Source organism: Streptomyces sp. NPDC006208 (assembly GCF_040613775.1).
Classification (GTDB): Bacteria; Actinomycetota; Actinomycetes; order Streptomycetales; family Streptomycetaceae; genus Streptomyces.
The window spans coordinates 1-18,733 of sequence record NZ_JBEXSW010000073.1; the positions used below are offsets into that span (position 1 = coordinate 1).

An 18,733-nucleotide genomic window follows, 5' to 3' on the forward strand; every position below is an offset into this window, starting at 1 on the left:
CCAGATCGGCTCGAACAGGGTGTTCGCGAACCGCAGCGCCAGGATGTTCTGGACGGTCTCCTTGCCGAGGTAGTGGTCGATACGGAAGACCTCGTTCGACGGGAAGACCTCGTGCACCACCTGGTTGAGCTCCACGGCGGATGCCAGGTCGTGCCCGAACGGCTTCTCGATGACCGCCCGGCGCCAGGAGCCCTCCTTCTGGTCGGCGAGCCCGTGCTTCTTGAGCTGCCGGACGACCTTGGGGAAGAACTTCGGCGGCACCGAAAGATAGAACGCGAAGTTCCCGCCGGTGCCCTGCACCTTGTCGAGGTCCTCGATCGTCGACTTCAGCTGCTCGAAGGCGTCGTCGTCGTCGAAGGTGCCCGGGACGAACCGCATGCCCTGGATGAGCTGCTGCCAGACCTCCTCGCGGAACGGCGTACGCGCGTGCTGCTTGACCGCGTCGTGGACCTCCTGGGCGAAGTCCTCGTCCTGCCACTCCCGACGGGCGAAGCCGACGAGCGAGAAGCCCGGGGGCAGCAGCCCCCGGTTGGCCAGGTCGTAGACGGCCGGCATCAGCTTCTTGCGCGACAGATCGCCGGTGACCCCGAAGATGACCAGGCCCGACGGCCCCGCGATACGCGGGAGCCGTCGGTCGGCAGCATCACGGAGCGGGTTGGCTCCGTCAATACCGGACAAGGTCCTCAGCCCTCCGAGGGAACGAGGCGCTCGAGCTCGGCCTCGGTCGACTTGAGCAGGTCGTTCCAGGACGCCTCGAACTTCTCGACGCCCTCGTCCTCCAGCAGCCGGACGACGTCGTTGTAGGCGATCCCCAGCTTCTCGACGGCGTCGAGATCGGCGCGCGCCTGCTCGTAGGTGCCGCGCACCGTGTCACCGGTGATCTCGGCGTGGTCGGCCGTGGCCTCCAGGGTGGCCTCCGGCATGGTGTTGACCGTGCCCGGGGCGACCAGCTCGTCGACGTACAGCGTGTCCTTGTACGCCGGGTCCTTGACCCCGGTCGAGGCCCACAGCGGACGCTGCTTGTTGGCCTGCGCCTTGTCGAGGGCGGCCCAGCGGTCGGAGCCGAACACCTCCTCGTACGCCTGGTACGCGAGACGGGCGTTGGCAAGGGCGGCCTTGCCGCGCAGCTCCTTCGCCTCGTCCGTGCCCAGCGCGTCCAGCCGCTTGTCGATCTCGGTGTCCACACGGGAGACGAAGAACGACGCCACCGAACGGATCTTCGAGAGGTCCAGGCCTGCGGCCTTGGCCTTCTCCAGACCGGCCAGGTAGGCGTCCATCACCTCGCGGTAGCGCTCCAGCGAGAAGATCAGCGTGACGTTGACGCTGATACCGAGGCCGATGACCTCGGTGATCGCCGGCAGACCCGCCTTGGTCGCCGGGATCTTGATGAACGTGTTCGGCCGGTCCACCAGCCAGGCCAGCTGCTTGGCCTCGGCGATCGTGGCGGCCGTGTTGTGGGCGAGCCGCGGGTCGACCTCGATCGACACCCGGCCGTCCTGGCCACCCGTCGTGTCGAAGACCGGCCGCAGTACGTCCGCGGCGTCCCGTACGTCCGCCGTCGTGATCATGCGCAGGGCTTCCTCGACGGTCACCTTGCGGGCGGCGAGGTCGGTGAGCTGCTGCTCGTAACCGTCGCCGGACGAGATGGCCTTCTGGAAGATCGACGGGTTCGTGGTGACGCCCACGACGTGCTGCTGGTCGATCAGTTCGGCGAGATTGCCGGACGTGATCCGCTTGCGCGACAGGTCGTCCAGCCAGATCGCGACGCCTTCGTCGGAGAGGCGCTTGAGTGCGTCTGTCATGAGAGTTGCATCTCCTACTTGTCGTGTACCGGCGTCAGCGTGCAGCGGCTTCAAGAGATTCCCGCGCGGCGGCGGCCACGTTCTCGGGAGTGAAGCCGAACTCGCGGAACAGCACCTTGCCGTCGGCCGAGGCGCCGAAGTGCTCGAGTGAGACGATGCGGCCGGCGTCGCCGACGTAGCGGTGCCAGGTCAGCCCGACACCGGCCTCGACCGCGACCCGCGCCTTGACCGCCGGCGGCAGGACGCTGTCCTTGTACGTCTGGTCCTGCTCCTCGAACCATTCGACGGACGGCATCGAGACCACCCGGGTCGGGATGCCGGCTGCCTGGAGCTGCTCGCGCGCCCCGACGGCCAGCTGCACCTCGGACCCGGTGCCGATCAGCACGACCTGGGCATCGCCGCCCTCGGCGTCCAGGAGGACGTAACCGCCCTTGGCGGCGTCCTCGTTGCGCTCGTAGGTCGGCACGCCCTGGCGGGTGAGTGCGAGGCCGTGCGGAGCGCCCTTGCCGAACTCCTTGGTCCAGCGCCTGAGGATCTCGCGCCACGCGATCGCCGTCTCGTTGGCGTCGGCGGGGCGGACGATGTTCAGGCCCGGGATGGCGCGCAGCGAGGCCAGGTGCTCCACCGGCTGGTGCGTCGGGCCGTCCTCGCCCAGACCGATCGAGTCGTGCGTCCACACGTAGGTCACCGGCAGGTGCATCAGCGCCGAGAGCCGGACCGCGTTGCGCATGTAGTCGGAGAACACCAGGAAGGTGCCGCCGAAGACACGGGTGTTGCCGTGCAGTGTGATGCCGTTCATCACGGCGGCCATCGCGTGCTCGCGGATGCCGAAGTGAATGGTGCGGCCGTACGGCGCGGCCTCCGGCAGCGGGTTGCCCTTGGGCAGGAACGACGACGTCTTGTCGATCGTCGTGTTGTTCGAGCCGGCGAGGTCGGCGGAGCCGCCCCACAGCTCGGGGATGACCGCACCCAGCGCCTGAAGGATCTTGCCGGAGGCGGCACGGGTCGCGACGCCCTTCCCGGTCTCGAACTCGGGGAGCTTCTCCTCCCAGCCCGCGGGCAGCTCGCCGGAGCGGATCCGGTCGAACTCGGCCGCGCGCTCCGGGTTGGCGGTGCGCCACTCGGCGAAGGTCTTCTCCCACACGCCGCGGGCCTCACGGCCGCGGTCGAGCGCCTCGCGGGTGTGCCCGAGGACCTCGTCGGAAACCTCGAAACTCTTCTCCGGGTCGAAGCCGAGGACCCGCTTGGTGGCCGCGACCTCCTCGTCGCCGAGCGCCGAGCCGTGCGCGGCCTCGGTGTTCTGGGCATGCGGGGCCGGCCAGGCGATGATCGAGCGGGCCGCGATGAAGGACGGGCGCTCGGTCTCGGCCTGCGCCGCCTTCAGGGCGCGGTACAGGCCGGCGGGGTCGAGGTCGCCGTTCGGCAGCTGCTCGACGCGCTGGACGTGCCAGCCGTAGGCCTCGTAGCGCTTGAGGGTGTCCTCGGAGACGGCCGTCTCGGTGTCGCCCTCGATCGAGATGTGGTTGTCGTCCCACAGCAGGACGAGGTTGCCCAGCTTCTGGTGGCCGGCCAGCGAGGACGCCTCGTGGGAGATGCCCTCCTGGAGGCAGCCGTCACCCGCGATCACCCAGACGTTGTGGTCGAACGGGGAGGTGCCGGGGGCCGCGTCCGGGTCGAACAGGCCGCGCTCGTAGCGGGCGGCCATCGCCATGCCCACCGCGTTGGCGACGCCCTGACCCAGCGGGCCGGTCGTCGTCTCGACACCGGTGGTGTGGCCGTACTCGGGGTGACCGGGGGTCTTGGAGCCCCAGGTGCGGAACGCCTTGAGGTCGTCGAGCTCCAGGCCGTAGCCGGCCAGGTAGAGCTGGATGTAGAGCGTGAGCGACGAGTGGCCGGCGGAGAGGACGAACCGGTCACGACCGGTCCAGTCGGCGTCCGCGGGGTCGTGCCGCATCAGCTTCTGGAAGAGCACATAGGCGGCAGGGGCCAGGCTCATGGCCGTACCCGGATGGCCGTTGCCGACCTTCTGTACGGAATCCATGGCCAGGACGCGGACGGTGTCGACTGCCCGCTGGTCCAGTGCGGTCCACTCGAGGTCTGTGGTGGTCGGCTTGGTGCTCACCCTGAGTCAGGGCTCCTCTCCACATGTCGAATCCCGGTGACTGAGGGGTAACCGGGCTGGTGGCCGCCCGGTCACAGGACGGGCAGCCGATGTCGAGCCTACCCTCGCAGCAACGCGCCTTCTTTCGAGTGCGCGTCTCTCCGATCGGACACTGCCAGGGTGCGGGCACCAGGTGCTCTCCGCCTCTCGGGAACGATGCCGCGCATGTATACGCAGGACGCCGGCCCGGTGCTCAACACGAGCCACCCCCGGCGAAGATCGGCGGATGGGCAACGTCTAGAGTGGCGTGGTACGCGCAAGTCCTCGCAGTGGGTCCTCACTCCTCCATAGCCCTTCGGGCATGGGAGGTACCCCCGGAGGCTTGCTGGGATTTCTCTGTCAGGGGTGTGCGTGACGGCCGTCGAGTCCCGACCCGCAGGGGTCGTCTTGACTCCCAGCCCGGGGGGCCATCGGCCGTTCGGGGCCCGCGTCAAGGCATTCGTGGCGCTGACCAAGCCGCGCATCATCGAGCTGCTGCTGATCACCACCGTGCCGGTGATGTTCCTGGCCGAGCAGGGTGTGCCCGACCTCTGGCTGGTGCTGACGACGTGTGTCGGCGGCTACCTCTCCGCGGGTGGCGCCAATGCGCTGAACATGTACATCGACCGGGACATCGACGCCCTGATGGACCGCACGTCGCAGCGCCCCCTGGTCACCGGCATGGTGTCGCCGCGCGAGGGGCTCGTCTTCGGTCTCGCGCTCGCCGTGATCTCCACGCTGTGGTTCGGGCTGCTCGTCAACTGGCTGTCCGCCGCGCTGGCACTCGGCGCGCTGCTGTTCTACGTCGTCGTCTACACGATGATCCTCAAGCGCCGTACCGCGCAGAACATCGTCTGGGGCGGCATCGCCGGCTGTATGCCGGTCCTCATCGGCTGGTCCGCCGTGACCAACTCGATGTCGTGGGCCGCGGTCATCCTCTTCCTCGTCATCTTCTTCTGGACGCCGCCGCACTACTGGCCGCTGTCGATGAAGGTGAAGGAGGACTACGCGCGCGTGGGCGTGCCCATGCTCCCTGTGGTCGCCTCCAACTCGGTGGTCGCCCGCCAGATCGTCCTCTACAGCTGGGTGATGGTCGCCGTCTCGCTGCTGCTGACGCCGCTCGGCTACACCGGCTGGTTCTACACGGCGGTCGCCCTGGTCGCCGGGGGCTGGTGGCTGTGGGAGGCGCACGCCCTGCAGCACCGGGCGAAGAGCGGGGCAACGGGCGGCAAGCTCAAGGAGATGCGGCTGTTCCACTGGTCCATCACCTATGTCTCACTGCTCTTCGTGGCCATCGCCGTGGACCCGTTCCTGCGCTGACGCCAGGGTGGCCGAGGCCACTCCGCCTGGGCATCGCAGAACGATCTACCCGCGAGTAGCATGCGGCACATGGCAGAAACCAAGGTTGAAGAGACCGCGCCCGACGCCCGCGCCGAGCGCAAGGCGGCCAAGCTCGCCAAGCAGATCGGCGCCTTCGCCAAGAAGCACGGCGGCGCCGAGGGGCAGCTCGCGTACATCGGTCAGATGGGCACCCGGATCGTCCTCGTCGGCGAGGACGGCGGCTGGGGCGACCTCGTCGCGCCGACCCACGCCATCGCGGTGAACGCCGCCGAGAAGTCGGGCATCACCCTGCACGAGTCCTTCGACGGCGACTTCGCGGCCAAGGTCCGCACCGGCCGCTACGAGTGGACCCGCATGGCGGGCATCCAGGTCGGCGGCCCGTCCAACGGCTGACCAACACCTCGCGCGGGGGTCACCCGTTAGGACTGTGGAAGCACGGTCCTAGGCAGGGAGCCCCCGATGATCGACGTTGCGTCCGCGGTGCACCTCGTCGACCACTACTGCCAAGGGGTGCTCCGCACCGAACTGGGCCTTGGCACCTTCGAGGCGCATCTTGCGCCGGCCGCGGCGCCGTCCGCGCCGCCGGCGACCGGGACGACCTTCTTCGACACGCAGACCGGGTTCGCGGTACGGCGCTGGTGCCCGCCGCTGCTCGGACTGGAGCCCCACTGCCCGCCTGCCCGCTACCTGGCCCGCCGCCGCGAACTGGGGGTGCTGGAGGCGGGCAGACGGCTGCTGCGCGGCACCGGGATCACCACGTACCTGGTGGACACCGGGCGCCCCGGCGATTTCGCGGGGCCGCCGGAGATCGCCGCCGCAGGAGCCGCCGACGCCCGGGAGATCGTCCGGCTCGAGCTGCTTGCCGAGCAGGTCGCCGACACCTCGGGCACTGTCGAGGCCCTGCTGACCAACCTCGCCGAAGCCGTCCACGGGGCAGCCGCATCGGCCGTCGCCTTCACCTGCGTGGCCGCCGTGCACGAGAGCCTGGCCGAGGCCCCGGAGCCGCCGGGGGCGGGGGAGGTACGCGGGGCCGCGGGGCGCTGGCTGGCCGTACGCCACGCGGGCGATCCCATCGACGACCCCGTACTGCTGCGGCACCTGCTGTGGATCGCGGTCGCCTCCGGTCTTCCGCTGCAACTGCACGTCGGCGTCCGGGACCCGTTGCTGCTCGCCCCCTTCGCCGCGGCGACGGCCGGGCTCGGCACCGATGTCGTGCTGTTGCACGGCTACCCGTACCACCGCAGCGCCGCGCATCTGGCGGGCGCGCACCCCCACGTGTACGCGGATCTGGGTCCGGCGATCGCCCGGACCGGGGCACGGGCGGCGGCGGTCCTCGCGGAGATCCTGGAGCTCGCGCCCTTCGGCAAACTGCTGTTCTCCAGCGGGGCGCAAGGGCTGCCCGAGATGCATGTGGTGGGCGCGAGGATCTTCCGGGAGGCGGTCGGCCGGGTGCTGGGCGACTGGGTCGCCGAAGGCGCGTGGGCGCGCGCGGACGCGGAACGCGTGGCCACGATGCTCGCGTCGGGCAACGCGCGCCGGGTGTACGGGCTGTGAGACGTCCCGGGGGCGCGGCGCAAGGGGCCTCGCCGTCCACCGGCCGGTCAGACCGAGGAGAGCGCACCGCCGGGCCGGGAGGGGACCGCCGTCTCCGGCTCCTCGCGTTCCCGCAGACTCAGTGCCAGGCGCAGTACCGCGATCCACATCAGTGCCGAGCCGAGCATGTGCAGGCCGACCAGGATCTCGGGGACGTGCGTGAAGTACTGCACGTAGCCGACCGCCCCCTGGAGCAGCAGCACGAGCAGCAGATCACGGGCCCGTGCCCGGGTGTCGTCGGGCGCGTCCACCACCCGCAGGACCAGCCACATGGCGACGGCCAGCGCGCAGACCACCCAGGCAGCCACCGCGTGGATGTGCGCGGCGTCGACCCAGTCCCACGGCATACGGGGCACCTTGCTGTTGTCACCCGCGTGCTTGCCCGATCCGGTCACCGAGGTGCCCAGCACGATCAGGACCCCAGAGGCCGCGATGATCGCCCAGGACAGCTTGCGGACCGGGCGCGGTACGCGGGGGCGCGGGACGCCGTCTCCCTCATGCGTGCGTACCCAGGTGATCGTCGTGACCGTGAGCAGGGCGTTGGCGAGCAGGAAGTGCCCCGCCACGGTCCACGGGTTCAGGCCCGCGAACACGGTGATGCCGCCCACCACCGCATTGGCCATGACGATCCAGAACTGCGACCAGGCGATCCGGCTCAGCCCCCGCCGCCGCGGCTTGACCGCCCGTACGGCGATGATCGCCCAGCCGACCGCGGCCGACAGGACGTAGGTGAGCATCCGGTTGCCGAACTCGATCGCGCCGTGGAGACCCTGCTCAGGCGTGGCGAACAGGCTGTCGTCCGTGCACTTGGGCCAGGTGTCGCAGCCGAGACCGGAGCCGGTCAGCCGGACCGCGCCGCCCGTGACGATGATGACCACGCTCATCACGACTGCGGAGAGTGCGGCACGCCGGAGCGTTCTGGGGGACGGTGTCCACCGCTGGGCGATATAGGCGAGGGGGGTCTGCACGGGCCCTATCGTAAGCAGAGGCTTGTGCACGCTTTCACGAGGGGTCGGCGGCGGGTGCGAAGGTCATCCGGATACGCGACCCCTCCAGCTGGTCCTCCTCCTCCCACCACAGGGCGAACCGCCAGTGCGCGGCGGGCGGCCGGTCGGGCGAGCGGCTGAAGGCATCCGCCAGATCCGCCGCGACCGCCTCGGCGCTGCGGTCGGCGACGGCGTCCATGCCGCGCCACGGGAACGCCATCGGCGCCCAGGACCCGTCGTCACGGCGCACGTCGAACCGCCACACCGCACGCCAGCAGCGCGATCGCAGGATCCGGCGCACTTCGGCGACCTCCAGTGCGAGCCCCTCGGCGATCGCCTCGGCCCCGATGCCCTCGATCCGCGCCCCCATCACGGCGAGCGGCAGCAGCCGGTCGGGCAGCAGCGCCTCGCGCCGCAGCCGGGTCAGACCGCCGTCGAACGGACAGCGCCGCAGCCGGCGCTCGAGCTGGTCGCCGAGGTGCTCCAGCACCGCGGTATGCGCGCGCCCCGCCGGATCGGGTGCCTGCCACAGTTCGCGGAACGCGTGCTCGGCCCGAACCGCCCACCCGGCCGCCTCCACCGGCCGCCCCAGCTCCTCGAGCCGGTCGCCGAGGAAGACGTACGCCTTGGCGAGACCCTCCCGGTTGCGCGGGTCGGTCTGGTCGAGTCCCTCCCAGACCGTGATGGCCAGGTGGGTCGCCGCCACGGCGGCGAGACCGTCGGCACGGTCACAGGGCCGGGGCCGCTCGCCGCGCGGCTGGAAGGGATAGCGCGGCAGACCGAGTTCGTCGCTGAGCGGTTCGGCCAGATAGACGGACCGGCTGATCAGGGCCTTCGCGTACCAGCGGGCGTGCTCGTCGTCGTGTCCGGCCGGCTCCTCGCAGCGCCGGACAGCCTCGTCCACCGCGCTCAGCGCGTCGTCCCGCCTGCCGTTGTCGAAGTGGTGGCGCGCCAGGTCCCCGTAGCGCAGGCTCAGCCGGGCACTCAGCGACAGATCATCCTCGGCGTGCGGCGCGAGCGCTGCGATCAGATCGGTCAGCATGCGCTCGCGCTTGCGGGGGGAAGCCCCGGGTCTGCCCGTTCTGACCTTCGCCCACTCAGCATCCAGACGCAGTGCGGCAGTCCGCTCCATCAAGACCTCCCACCGTGCGGGTCTCGGCAGGAGCATCCTGACCCGTGCGTCACTCCCAGCGGAAGAGCCGGGCGGCGGCGCCCAGTCCGAGCACCGCCCAGACCGCGAGGATGCCGAGGTCGCCCCAGGGCATGGAGGCACCGTGCTGGAGCACGTCGCGCAACCCGTCCGACAGCGCCGAGATCGGCAGCAGCGCGAGCACCGACGCGACGCCGTCGGGGAACCTGTCCAGCGGCACGATCACGCCACCGCCCACCAGGAGCAGCAGGAAGACGAGGTTGGCGGCGGCGAGTGTGGCCTCCGCCTTCAGCGTGCCCGCCATCAGCAGACCGAGCCCGGAGAAGGCGGCCGTACCGAGGACGAGCAGCAGCAGCACGGAGACGGGGCTGCCGTGCGGGGACCAGCCGAGCAGGAAGGCGATCAAGGCCAGCAGCACGATCTGCAGGACCTCGGTGACCAGAACCGAGAGCGTCTTGGCGGCCATCAGCGCCCAGCGGGGGAGCGGCGAGGCGCCCAGCCGCTTGAGCACGCCGTAGCGTCGCTCGAAGCCGGTGGCGATGGCCTGCCCGGTGAAGGCGGTGGACATCACGGCGAGCGCCAGCACACCGGGTGCCAGGAAGTCGACGGCCTTGCCGCTGCCGGTGTCGACCACGTCGACGGTGGAGAACAGCACCAGCAGCAGCGACGGGATGATCACCGTGAGCAGCAGCTGCTCACCGTTGCGCAGGAGCATCCTGGTCTCGAAGGCGGCCTGCGCCGCGATCATGCGCGGCAGGGGCGCGGCCCCGGGCTTCGGCGCGTATGTACCGGCGCTCATCGGCGCAGCTCCTTGCCGGTCGGTTCCAGACTGTGCTTGCCCGGGGGGCACTGTGCCTCATCGCGGCTTCGCCGCGGGCCGGACCCCTGGGTGATGCGGGTGCCGTGCTCCGTCGTCACCGCAGCTCCCTGCCGGTCATTTCCAGACTGTGCTTGCCCGGGGGTCGACCCCCGGACCCCCGGCGGATTCGGGTGCCGTGCTCCGTCGTCACCGCAGCTCCCTGCCGGTCATTTCCAGGAAGACGTCCTCAAGAGTGTGGCGCTCCACCGAGATGCCGTCCGGCATCACGCCGTGCTGCGCGCACCACGAGGTCACCGTCGCCAGCAGCTGCGGGTCGACCTGGCCGCTGATCCGGTACGCGCCCGAGGTGAGCTCGGCCGCGGACGTGCCGTCCGGGAGCGCCTTGAGCAGCGAGCCGAGGTCCAGGCCCGGACGCCCCGTGAAGCGCAAAGTGTTCTCCGCGCCGCCGCGGCACAGCTCTTCGATGCTGCCGCGGGCGATGACCTTGCCCGCGTCGACGATGGCGACACCGTCGGCGAGCTCCTCGGCCTCGTCCATGTGGTGCGTGGTCAGGACGGTGGTGACACCGTCGGCGCGCAGCTCGCGGACCAGGTCCCAGGTGGAGCGGCGGGCCTGCGGGTCGAGACCGGCGGTCGGCTCGTCGAGGAAGACCAGTTCGGGGCGGCCGACGACGGCCATCGCCAGGGAGAGCCGCTGCTGCTGGCCGCCGGAGAGCCTGCGGTAGGCCGTACGCCCGCAACCGCCGAGCCCCAGCCGCTCGATCAGCGCATCCACGTCCAGTGGGTGGGCGTGCAGCTTGGCCATGTGCCGGAGCATCTCGTCCGCGCGCGCGCCGGAGTAGATGCCGCCGGACTGGAGCATCACACCGACCCGCGGGCGCAGCCGCGCGGCGTCGGCCACCGGGTCGAGGCCCAGGACGCGCACGGTGCCCGCGTCGGCACGGCGGTAGCCCTCGCAGGTCTCGATGGTGGTGGTCTTGCCGGCGCCGTTGGGGCCGAGGACGGCGGTCACGGATCCTGCGGTGACATCGAGGTCGAGACCGTCCACGGCCGTTTTGGATCCGTACCGCTTCACCAGGCCCCGTACCTGGACGACGGACTCGTTCTTCATGCCGGGAAGTCTAAGGAGCCGCGGACGGTTCCCGGTCGGCCGGGTCCGGATCGCGCCATGGTCACGGCCCCGCCGCCGAATTACGCCGGCCGGCCGTTCCCCCTCACCCGGCCGGGTGAGGCACGCTGCACGGGGCAGGATCACCTCATGCCCGTGCTCATCGGCACCTCAGGGTGGCAGTACAAGGACTGGCGCGGCGAGCTCTACCCCCAGGAGCTGCCCCAGCGGCTCTGGCTGGAGGAGTACGGACGGCACTTCGTGACCGTCGAGAGCAACAACGCCTTCTACCGCCTCCCCGAGCAGAAGACCTTCGCCGACTGGCGCCGGCGCACCCCGGAGGGCTTCGTCATGGCGGTGAAGGCGAGCCGCTATCTGACGCACATCAAACGGCTGCGCGATCCGCAGGAGCCCGTCGCGCGCCTCATGAGCCGTGCCGAGGGCCTGGGGGAGCGGCTGGGACCCGTACTCCTCCAGCTCCCGCCCACGCTCCGGTGCGATCCCGGATCCCTGGACGCGGCACTGGCCTGCTTCCCCCGCGGGGTGCGCGTGGCCGTCGAGCCCCGGCACGTGTCCTGGTGGACGGACGAGGTCAGGGAGGTGCTGCGGAACCGTGGCGCGGCCCTGTGCTGGGCGGACCGGGGCTCGCGGCCTGTGACGCCGCTGTGGCGGACCGCGGGCTGGGGCTATCTGCGGTTCCACGAGGGCAGGGCCGAGCCCTGGCCCGGATACGGGAGAAAAGCGCTGACCGCCTGGGCCGGGCGGATCGCCGACGCCTGGCCCGACACGGCCGACGTCTTCGCCTACTTCAACAACGACCCAGGGGGCGCGGCCGTCCGTGACGCGACCGCCTTCGCCCGTGCGGTGGCGTCGAAGCGGCGCACGGTGCTCCGTGCGGCGGGGGTCCGGAACACCGGTCAGTGATCATTTTCGCAGGTCAGGTTAGGTTTCCCTAAGTGACGCACTGCACCGATGATGATCCGGACGCGGCTTGTCACTCTCTGAGGAATTACGCAACAATGGTGTTGTGAAAAACGTTGGCGAGGCTCCCAGAGAGGAACTCGCGACCGGTGAGCACTCGACGCGCAACCGGGTCGCGCGCTCCATCCTGGACCACGGTCCCTCCACGGTGGCCGATCTCGCAGGCCGCCTCGGGCTCACCCAGGCAGCCGTCCGGCGCCATCTCGACTCCCTCGTCTCGGAGAATGTGGTGGAGCCCCGCGAGCAGCGGGTCTACGGCGCCCGCACCCGCGGGCGGCCCGCCAAGGCGTTCGCGCTGACCGACTGCGGCCGTGACGCCTTCGACCAGTCGTACGACGTGCTGGCCGTCGACGCCCTGCGCTGGATCGAGCAGAACGCCGGAGGGGAAGCGGCCGTCGCCGCCTTCGCCCGGGACCGGATCGAGGCCCAGGCCGTCGCCTACCAGGCCGCGATCGAGGCCGCCGCCCCCGAGGAACGCACCGAAGCGCTGGCCAAGGCCCTGAGTGTCGACGGGTACGCTGCTACTGCGCGTAGCGCACCGGTCGGCGAGCAGCTCTGCCAGCATCACTGCCCCGTCGCCCACGCGGCCGAGCGGTATCCGCAACTGTGCGAGGCGGAGACGGAAGTCTTCTCGCGGCTGCTCGGCACGCATGTGCAGCGGCTGGCCACCATCGCCCACGGCGACGGAGTGTGCACCACGTTCATTCCGCGCAGCACCACACAGACCACCCCATCAGCATCTGCAAGTACGGCCGGGAGGAACCCCGCATGACTCTCCCCACGGAGACTGCCCACCCCGAACTCGAGGGTCTGGGTACGTACGAATTCGGCTGGGCCGACTCCGACGCGGCCGGCGCGGCAGCCAAGCGCGGCCTCTCCGAGGATGTCGTCCGCGACATCTCCGCGAAGAAGAACGAGCCGGAGTGGATGCTGAAGCTGCGGCTCAAGGGTCTGCGGCTGTTCGACAAGAAGCCGATGCCGAGCTGGGGCTCCGACCTGTCGGGCATCGACTTCGACAACATCAAGTACTTCGTCCGCTCCACCGAGCAGCAGGCCGCTTCCTGGGAAGAGCTGCCCGAGGACATCAAGAACACGTACGACAAGCTGGGCATCCCGGAGGCGGAGAAGCAGCGCCTGGTCGCCGGTGTCGCCGCGCAGTACGAGTCCGAGGTCGTCTACCACCAGATCCGTGAGGACCTGGAGGAGCAGGGCGTCATCTTCCTCGACACCGACACCGCGCTCAAGGAGCACCCGGAGCTCTTCCAGGAGTACTTCGGCACGGTCATCCCCGTCGGCGACAACAAGTTCGCCTCGCTGAACACGGCCGTGTGGTCCGGCGGATCGTTCATCTACGTGCCCAAGGGTGTCCAGGTGGACATCCCGCTGCAGGCCTACTTCCGCATCAACACGGAGAACATGGGCCAGTTCGAGCGGACGCTGATCATCGTCGACGAGGACGCCTACGTCCACTACGTCGAGGGCTGCACCGCCCCGATCTACTCCTCGGACTCGCTGCACAGCGCCGTCGTCGAGATCATCGTCAAGAAGGGCGGCCGCTGCCGCTACACGACCATCCAGAACTGGTCGAACAACGTCTACAACCTGGTCACCAAGCGCGCCGTGGCGTACGAGGGCGCGACCATGGAGTGGGTCGACGGCAACATCGGCTCCAAGGTCACCATGAAGTACCCGGCCGTCTACCTGATGGGCGAGCACGCCAAGGGCGAGACGCTGTCCATCGCCTTCGCGGGCGAGGGCCAGCACCAGGACGCCGGCGCCAAGATGGTCCACATGGCCCCGAACACCTCCTCCAACATCGTCTCCAAGTCGGTGGCGCGAGGCGGCGGCCGTACCTCTTACCGCGGTCTGATCGAGATCGGTGAGGGCGCCCCGGGCGCGAAGTCCAACGTGCTGTGTGACGCTCTGCTGGTCGACACCATCTCCCGTTCCGACACCTACCCGTACGTCGACGTCCGTGAGGACGACGTCTCCATGGGCCACGAGGCCACCGTCTCCAAGGTCTCCGAGGACCAGCTCTTCTACCTGATGAGCCGCGGTCTGACCGAGTTCGAGGCGATGGCGATGATCGTGCGCGGCTTCGTCGAGCCGATCGCGAAGGAACTCCCCATGGAGTACGCGCTGGAGCTCAACCGGCTGATCGAGCTGCAGATGGAGGGCGCGGTGGGCTAGCCCCCGCCCGTCCCGATCACGTCCTTCGGGCTCACGCGGTGAGCCTGTGAGCAGACCTCAGGGTGACCGGCCCCGGCCGGAGCGAAGGCTCCGGCCGGTGGCGGGCCCCGAGCGAACGCACTGAAGCAGAAAGCGAGCAGACCGACAGCCATGGCTGAGGCTCAGAACATCCCGGTGGGCTCCACCACCGCCGGCTCGATCGCGGTGGCCGCCGAGTCGACCGTCGCCACCCGTATGAGTGCGCCCCCGTCCTTCGACGTGGCGGACTTCCCGGTCCCGCACGGCCGCGAGGAGGAGTGGCGCTTCACGCCGCTGGAGCGCCTCGCCGGTCTGCACGACGGCACCGCGGTCGCATCCGGTGACGGAGTCAAGATCGCCATCGAGGCCCCCGAGGGCGTCACCGTCGAGACCGTCGGCCGTGACGACGAGCGGCTCGGCAAGGCCGGAATCCCGGTGGACCGGGTCGCCGCCCAGGCGTACTCCTCCTTCGAGAAGGCCTCGGTCGTCACCGTGGCCAAGGAGGCCGTGCTCACCGAGCCGATCCGGATCGCGGTGCACGGCGAGGGCGGCACCGCCTTCGGCCACCAGGTCATCGAGCTCGGCGCGTTCGCCGAGGCCGTCGTGGTCATCGACCACACCGGCGACGCGGTGCTCGCCGCCAACGTCGACTACATCCTCGGCGACGGCGCGAAGCTCACCGTCGTCTGTGTCCAGGACTGGGACGACAAGGCCGTCCATGTCGCCCAGCACAACACGCTGGTCGGCCGGGACGCCTCCTTCAAGTCCATCGTGGTCACCTTCGGCGGCGACGTCGTACGGCTCCACCCGCGCGTCGCTTACGCCGGCACCGGCGGCGAGGCCGAGCTGTTCGGTCTGTACTTCACCGACGCCGGCCAGCACCAGGAGCACCGCCTGCTGGTCGACCACAACACCCCGCACTGCAAGTCGAACGTCGCCTACAAGGGCGCGCTGCAGGGCGATGCCGCGCACGCCGTGTGGATCGGTGACGTGCTCATCGAGGCCAAGGCCGAGGGCACCGACACCTACGAGATGAACCGCAACCTCGTCCTCACGGACGGCGCGCGCGTCGACTCCGTGCCGAACCTGGAGATCGAGACCGGCGAGATCGTCGGCGCCGGTCACGCGAGCGCCACCGGCCGCTTCGACGACGAGCAGCTGTTCTACCTCATGGCCCGCGGTATCCCGGAGAGCGAGGCGCGCCGTCTCGTCGTGCGCGGCTTCTTCGCCGAGCTGGTCCAGCAGATCGGCCTCCCGGATGTCGAGGAGCGTCTGATCGCCAAGATCGAGGCGGAGCTGGAGGCGGCCGTCTGATGGCCTTCGTCAAAGCCTGTGCGCTGAGCGAGCTGGAGGAGGACACCCCCCGGCGGGTGGAACTCGACGGCACGCCGGTGTCCGTGGTGCGCACCGAGGGCGAGGTGTTCGCGATCCACGACATCTGCTCGCACGCGAACGTCTCCCTCTCCGAGGGCGAGGTGGAGGACTGTCAGATCGAGTGCTGGCTGCACGGCTCCAGCTTCGACCTGCGCACCGGCAAGCCGTCGGGCCTGCCCGCGACGCGCCCCGTCCCCGTATACCCCGTAAAGATCGAAGGGGACGATGTGCTCGTCTCCATCACCCAGGAGTCCTGAGTCACCCATGGCAACGCTTGAAATCCGCGACCTGCACGTTTCCGTCGAGGCCGAGAACGGCCCCCGGGAGATCCTCAAGGGCGTCGACCTGATCGTGAAGCAGGGCGAGACCCACGCCATCATGGGCCCCAACGGCTCCGGCAAGTCGACCCTCGCCTACTCCATCGCGGGCCACCCCAAGTACACGATCACCAGTGGCACCGTGACCCTGGACGGCGAGGACGTCCTGGAGATGTCCGTCGACGAGCGCGCCCGCGCCGGCATGTTCCTGGCCATGCAGTACCCGGTCGAGGTCCCCGGCGTCTCGGTCTCCAACTTCCTGCGCACCTCCGCCACCGCCGTGCGCGGCGAGGCCCCCAAGCTGCGTACCTGGGTGAAGGAGGTCAAGTCCGCCATGGAGCAGCTCCAGATGGACCCGGCCTTCGCCGAGCGCAATGTGAACGAGGGCTTCTCCGGCGGTGAGAAGAAGCGCCACGAGATCCTTCAGCTCGAGCTGCTCAAGCCGAAGATCGCGATCCTGGACGAGACCGACTCCGGCCTGGACGTGGACGCCCTGCGCCAGGTCTCCGACGGCGTCAACCGTGTCCGTGAGACCGGCGAGGTCGGCACCCTGCTGATCACGCACTACACGCGCATCCTGCGCTACATCAAGCCCGACTTCGTGCACGTGTTCGCGAACGGCCGTATCGCCGAGTCCGGCGGCGCCGAGCTCGCCGACAAGCTCGAGGCCGAGGGCTACGAGGCTTACACGAAGGGTGGCGTATCCGCGTGACACAGCTGCCGGGCCTCCTCGACACCGAGGCGATCCGTAAGGACTTCCCGATCCTCGATCGGGTGCTCCATGACGGCAAGAAGCTCGTGTACCTGGACAACGCGGCGACCTCGCAGACGCCGCGCCAGGTCCTCGACGTGCTCAGCGAGTACTACGAGCAGCACAATGCGAACGTCCACCGTGGCGTCCATGTGCTCGCCGAGGAGGCCACGGCGCTGTACGAAGGCGCCCGCGACAAGGTCGCCGCCTTCATCAACGCGCCCAGCCGCGACGAGGTGATCTTCACCAAGAACGCCTCCGAGTCGCTGAACCTCGTGGCCAACATGCTCGGCTGGGCCGAGGAGCCCTACCGGGTGGACCGCGAGACCGAGGTCGTCATCACGGAGATGGAGCACCACTCCAACATCGTTCCGTGGCAGCTGCTCTCGCAGCGCACGGGCGCGAAGCTGAAGTGGTTCGGGCTGACCGACGACGGCCGGCTCGACCTGTCCAACATCGACGAGATCATCACCGAGCAGACGAAGATCGTCTCCTTCACGCTGGTCTCCAACATCATGGGCACGGTCAACCCGGTCGAGGCGATCGTCCGCCGCGCGCAGGACGTCGGCGCCCTGGTGCTGATCGACGCCTCGCAGGCCGCGCCGCACATGCCGCTGGACGTGCAGGCGCTCGGCGCGGACTTCGTGGCCTTCACCGGCCACAAGATGTGCGGCCCGACCGGTATCGGCGTGCTGTGGGGCCGGCAGGAGCTGCTCGAGGACCTGCCGCCGTTCCTCGGCGGCGGCGAGATGATCGAGACCGTCTCGATGCACTCCTCGACGTACGCGCCCGCGCCGCACAAGTTCGAGGCGGGTACGCCCCCGATCGCGCAGGCCGTCGGCCTCGGCGCGGCGGTGGACTACCTCACCTCGATCGGCATGGACAAGGTCGCCCAGCACGAGCACGCGCTGACCGAGTACGCGGTGCAGCGGCTGCTCGAGGTCCCGGACCTGCGGATCATCGGCCCCACCACGGCCGAGGACCGCGGAGCCGCGATCTCCTTCACCCTCGGCGACATCCATCCGCACGACGTCGGCCAGGTCCTCGACGAACAGGGCATCGCCGTCCGCGTCGGCCACCACTGCGCGCGGCCCGTCTGCCTGCGGTACGGAATTCCTGCGACCACGCGGGCGTCGTTCTATCTGTACTCCACGCCGGCCGAGGTGGACCTGCTCATCGACGGCCTGGAACACGTCCGCAACTTCTTCGGATGAGGGACCAACCGCTGTGAAGCTTGATTCGATGTACCAGGACGTCATCCTGGACCACTACAAGCACCCGCACGGGCGGGGCTTGCGGGACGGCGACGCCGAGGTGCACCACGTCAATCCCACCTGCGGCGACGAGATCACCCTCCGTGTGAAGTACGACGGCACGCTCATCGCCGACGTCTCGTACGAGGGCCAGGGCTGCTCCATCAGCCAGGCCTCGGCCTCCGTGCTGAACGAGCTGCTCGTCGGCAAGGAGCTGGCCGAGGCACAGAAGATCCAGGCGACCTTCCTTGAGCTGATGCAGTCCAAGGGCCAGATCGAGCCGGACGACGCGATGGAGGAGGTGCTGGAGGACGCGGTCGCGTTCGCCGGCGTCTCCAAGTACCCGGCGCGCGTGAAGTGCGCCCTCCTGAGCTGGATGGCATGGAAGGACGCGACGGCGCAGGCGCTGTCCGAAGGGAAGACCGCATGACTGAGAACCGCGAGACCACGGCGGAGAAGGACTGGCCGGACGAGGAGACCTTCTCCTCCCAGGCCGCGGCGCCGACGAGCACGAAGGCCTCCGAGGAGGAGGTCCGCGAGGCCCTGTACGACGTCGTCGACCCCGAGCTGGGCATCGACGTGGTCAACCTCGGGCTGATCTACGGCATCCACATCGACGACGCCAACATCGCGACCCTGGACATGACGCTGACGTCGGCGGCCTGCCCGCTGACGGACGTGATCGAGGACCAGGCGAAGGCCGCGACGGACGGCATCGTCAGCGAGCTGAAGATCAACTGGGTCTGGATGCCGCCGTGGGGTCCCGACAAGATCACGGACGACGGACGCGAGCAGCTGCGTGCGCTCGGCTTCAACGTCTGACGCGCTGCCGAATTCAGTAGCGGCCGTGGGTGCCAGGGGTTCCTGGCGACCACGGCCGCTTCTGCCTGTGCGGGGGGCCTGCGGGCGC

General features: G+C 69.7%; 18 protein-coding genes and 1 pseudogene. 12 read left to right on the plus strand and 7 right to left on the minus strand.

Going from position 1 to position 18,733, the window contains the following annotated elements; genetic code table 11:
- The 3 genes and pseudogenes from ABZ208_RS36475 to tkt all read right to left on the minus strand — a co-directional run.
- Positions 1-678: pseudogene (locus ABZ208_RS36475) on the minus strand (glucose-6-phosphate dehydrogenase); the annotation flags it as partial.
- A gap of 5 nt (positions 679-683) precedes the next feature.
- Positions 684-1,802, minus strand: a complete 1,119-nt coding sequence (gene tal / locus ABZ208_RS36480) for a transaldolase (RefSeq protein WP_356913755.1) — start codon at positions 1,800-1,802, stop codon at positions 684-686.
- Between the two features lie 34 nt (positions 1,803-1,836).
- Positions 1,837-3,924 carry a transketolase gene (tkt, locus tag ABZ208_RS36485; protein WP_356913756.1) on the minus strand — a complete coding sequence of 696 codons (2,088 nt, stop codon included), beginning with the start codon at positions 3,922-3,924 and terminating at the stop codon, positions 1,837-1,839.
- A gap of 390 nt (positions 3,925-4,314) precedes the next feature.
- On the opposite strand from tkt, the gene ABZ208_RS36490 reads away from it, so the two are divergent.
- From ABZ208_RS36490 to ABZ208_RS36500, 3 genes are all read left to right on the plus strand, one after another.
- The gene (locus ABZ208_RS36490; RefSeq protein WP_356913757.1) at positions 4,315-5,262 is read left to right on the plus strand and encodes a heme o synthase; all 948 of its coding nucleotides are present in this window, start codon (positions 4,315-4,317) and stop codon (positions 5,260-5,262) included.
- Between the two features lie 69 nt (positions 5,263-5,331).
- Entirely contained in the window at positions 5,332-5,676 is a 345-nt protein-coding gene (locus ABZ208_RS36495) for a hypothetical protein (protein WP_328402007.1), read from the plus strand.
- A gap of 66 nt (positions 5,677-5,742) precedes the next feature.
- On the plus strand, positions 5,743-6,837 hold the full coding sequence (locus ABZ208_RS36500; RefSeq protein WP_356913758.1) for an amidohydrolase family protein: 1,095 nt from the start codon (positions 5,743-5,745) through the stop codon (positions 6,835-6,837).
- A 47-nt stretch (positions 6,838-6,884) separates the two neighbouring features.
- Here the strand turns inward: ABZ208_RS36500 and ABZ208_RS36505 are convergent, their stop codons facing one another.
- The 4 genes from ABZ208_RS36505 to ABZ208_RS36520 all read right to left on the minus strand — a co-directional run bounded on the left by ABZ208_RS36505 (position 6,885) and on the right by ABZ208_RS36520 (position 10,942).
- The gene (locus ABZ208_RS36505; RefSeq protein WP_356913759.1) at positions 6,885-7,874 is read right to left on the minus strand and encodes a COX15/CtaA family protein; all 990 of its coding nucleotides are present in this window, start codon (positions 7,872-7,874) and stop codon (positions 6,885-6,887) included.
- A gap of 4 nt (positions 7,875-7,878) precedes the next feature.
- Entirely contained in the window at positions 7,879-8,994 is a 1,116-nt protein-coding gene (locus ABZ208_RS36510; RefSeq protein WP_356913760.1) for a hypothetical protein, read from the minus strand.
- A gap of 49 nt (positions 8,995-9,043) precedes the next feature.
- Complete coding sequence (locus ABZ208_RS36515) at positions 9,044-9,811, minus strand: ABC transporter permease (protein ID WP_356913761.1); 768 nt, start codon at positions 9,809-9,811, stop codon at positions 9,044-9,046.
- Positions 9,812-10,018: 207 nt separating this feature from the next.
- Positions 10,019-10,942, minus strand: a complete 924-nt coding sequence (locus tag ABZ208_RS36520) for an ABC transporter ATP-binding protein (protein ID WP_356913762.1) — start codon at positions 10,940-10,942, stop codon at positions 10,019-10,021.
- Positions 10,943-11,089: 147 nt separating this feature from the next.
- On the opposite strand from ABZ208_RS36520, the gene ABZ208_RS36525 reads away from it, so the two are divergent.
- From ABZ208_RS36525 to ABZ208_RS36565, 9 genes are all read left to right on the plus strand, one after another.
- Positions 11,090-11,863, plus strand: coding sequence for a DUF72 domain-containing protein (locus tag ABZ208_RS36525; RefSeq protein WP_356913763.1), 774 nt, complete (start codon positions 11,090-11,092; stop codon positions 11,861-11,863).
- Between the two features lie 103 nt (positions 11,864-11,966).
- On the plus strand, positions 11,967-12,692 hold the full coding sequence (locus tag ABZ208_RS36530) for an ArsR family transcriptional regulator (RefSeq protein WP_356913764.1): 726 nt from the start codon (positions 11,967-11,969) through the stop codon (positions 12,690-12,692).
- Positions 12,689-14,110 carry a Fe-S cluster assembly protein SufB gene (gene sufB, locus ABZ208_RS36535; protein ID WP_356913765.1) on the plus strand — a complete coding sequence of 474 codons (1,422 nt, stop codon included), beginning with the start codon at positions 12,689-12,691 and terminating at the stop codon, positions 14,108-14,110. The genes ABZ208_RS36530 and sufB overlap by 4 nt, the downstream gene beginning before the upstream one ends.
- Before the next feature lie 150 nt (positions 14,111-14,260).
- Entirely contained in the window at positions 14,261-15,442 is a 1,182-nt protein-coding gene (gene sufD, locus ABZ208_RS36540) for a Fe-S cluster assembly protein SufD (protein ID WP_356913766.1), read from the plus strand.
- On the plus strand, positions 15,442-15,759 hold the full coding sequence (locus ABZ208_RS36545; RefSeq protein WP_328402027.1) for a non-heme iron oxygenase ferredoxin subunit: 318 nt from the start codon (positions 15,442-15,444) through the stop codon (positions 15,757-15,759). Before sufD ends, ABZ208_RS36545 begins: the two co-directional genes overlap by 1 nt.
- A gap of 7 nt (positions 15,760-15,766) precedes the next feature.
- On the plus strand, positions 15,767-16,531 hold the full coding sequence (gene sufC / locus ABZ208_RS36550; protein WP_356913767.1) for a Fe-S cluster assembly ATPase SufC: 765 nt from the start codon (positions 15,767-15,769) through the stop codon (positions 16,529-16,531).
- Positions 16,528-17,784 (plus strand): cysteine desulfurase, encoded by a 1,257-nt coding sequence (locus tag ABZ208_RS36555; RefSeq protein ID WP_328402031.1) that lies wholly within the window; start codon positions 16,528-16,530, stop codon positions 17,782-17,784. Before sufC ends, ABZ208_RS36555 begins: the two co-directional genes overlap by 4 nt.
- A 13-nt stretch (positions 17,785-17,797) precedes the next feature.
- Positions 17,798-18,253: a Fe-S cluster assembly sulfur transfer protein SufU gene (sufU, locus tag ABZ208_RS36560; protein WP_328402033.1), complete on the plus strand. Its 456-nt coding sequence runs from the start codon at positions 17,798-17,800 to the stop codon at positions 18,251-18,253.
- A complete protein-coding gene (locus ABZ208_RS36565) occupies positions 18,250-18,645 on the plus strand; it encodes a metal-sulfur cluster assembly factor (RefSeq protein WP_356913768.1) in 396 nt (131 codons plus the stop codon). The genes sufU and ABZ208_RS36565 overlap by 4 nt, the downstream gene beginning before the upstream one ends.
- Positions 18,646-18,733 lie beyond the last annotated feature (88 nt).

Bases quoted from the DNA above. Each gene is read 5' to 3' on its own strand.
- ABZ208_RS36545 (WP_328402027.1), top strand. From the start codon at position 15,442: ATGGCCTTCGTCAAAGCCTGTGCGCTGAGCGAGCTGGAGGAGGACACC.
- ABZ208_RS36565 (WP_356913768.1), top strand. From the start codon at position 18,250: ATGACTGAGAACCGCGAGACCACGGCGGAGAAGGACTGGCCGGACGAG.
- ABZ208_RS36525 (WP_356913763.1), top strand. From the start codon at position 11,090: ATGCCCGTGCTCATCGGCACCTCAGGGTGGCAGTACAAGGACTGGCGC.
- ABZ208_RS36520 (WP_356913762.1), bottom strand. From the start codon at position 10,942: ATGAAGAACGAGTCCGTCGTCCAGGTACGGGGCCTGGTGAAGCGGTAC.
- sufB (WP_356913765.1), top strand. From the start codon at position 12,689: ATGACTCTCCCCACGGAGACTGCCCACCCCGAACTCGAGGGTCTGGGT.
- tal (WP_356913755.1), bottom strand. From the start codon at position 1,802: ATGACAGACGCACTCAAGCGCCTCTCCGACGAAGGCGTCGCGATCTGG.
- sufC (WP_356913767.1), top strand. From the start codon at position 15,767: ATGGCAACGCTTGAAATCCGCGACCTGCACGTTTCCGTCGAGGCCGAG.
- sufD (WP_356913766.1), top strand. From the start codon at position 14,261: ATGGCTGAGGCTCAGAACATCCCGGTGGGCTCCACCACCGCCGGCTCG.
- ABZ208_RS36495 (WP_328402007.1), top strand. From the start codon at position 5,332: ATGGCAGAAACCAAGGTTGAAGAGACCGCGCCCGACGCCCGCGCCGAG.
- ABZ208_RS36515 (WP_356913761.1), bottom strand. From the start codon at position 9,811: ATGAGCGCCGGTACATACGCGCCGAAGCCCGGGGCCGCGCCCCTGCCG.
- ABZ208_RS36510 (WP_356913760.1), bottom strand. From the start codon at position 8,994: ATGGAGCGGACTGCCGCACTGCGTCTGGATGCTGAGTGGGCGAAGGTC.
- ABZ208_RS36500 (WP_356913758.1), top strand. From the start codon at position 5,743: ATGATCGACGTTGCGTCCGCGGTGCACCTCGTCGACCACTACTGCCAA.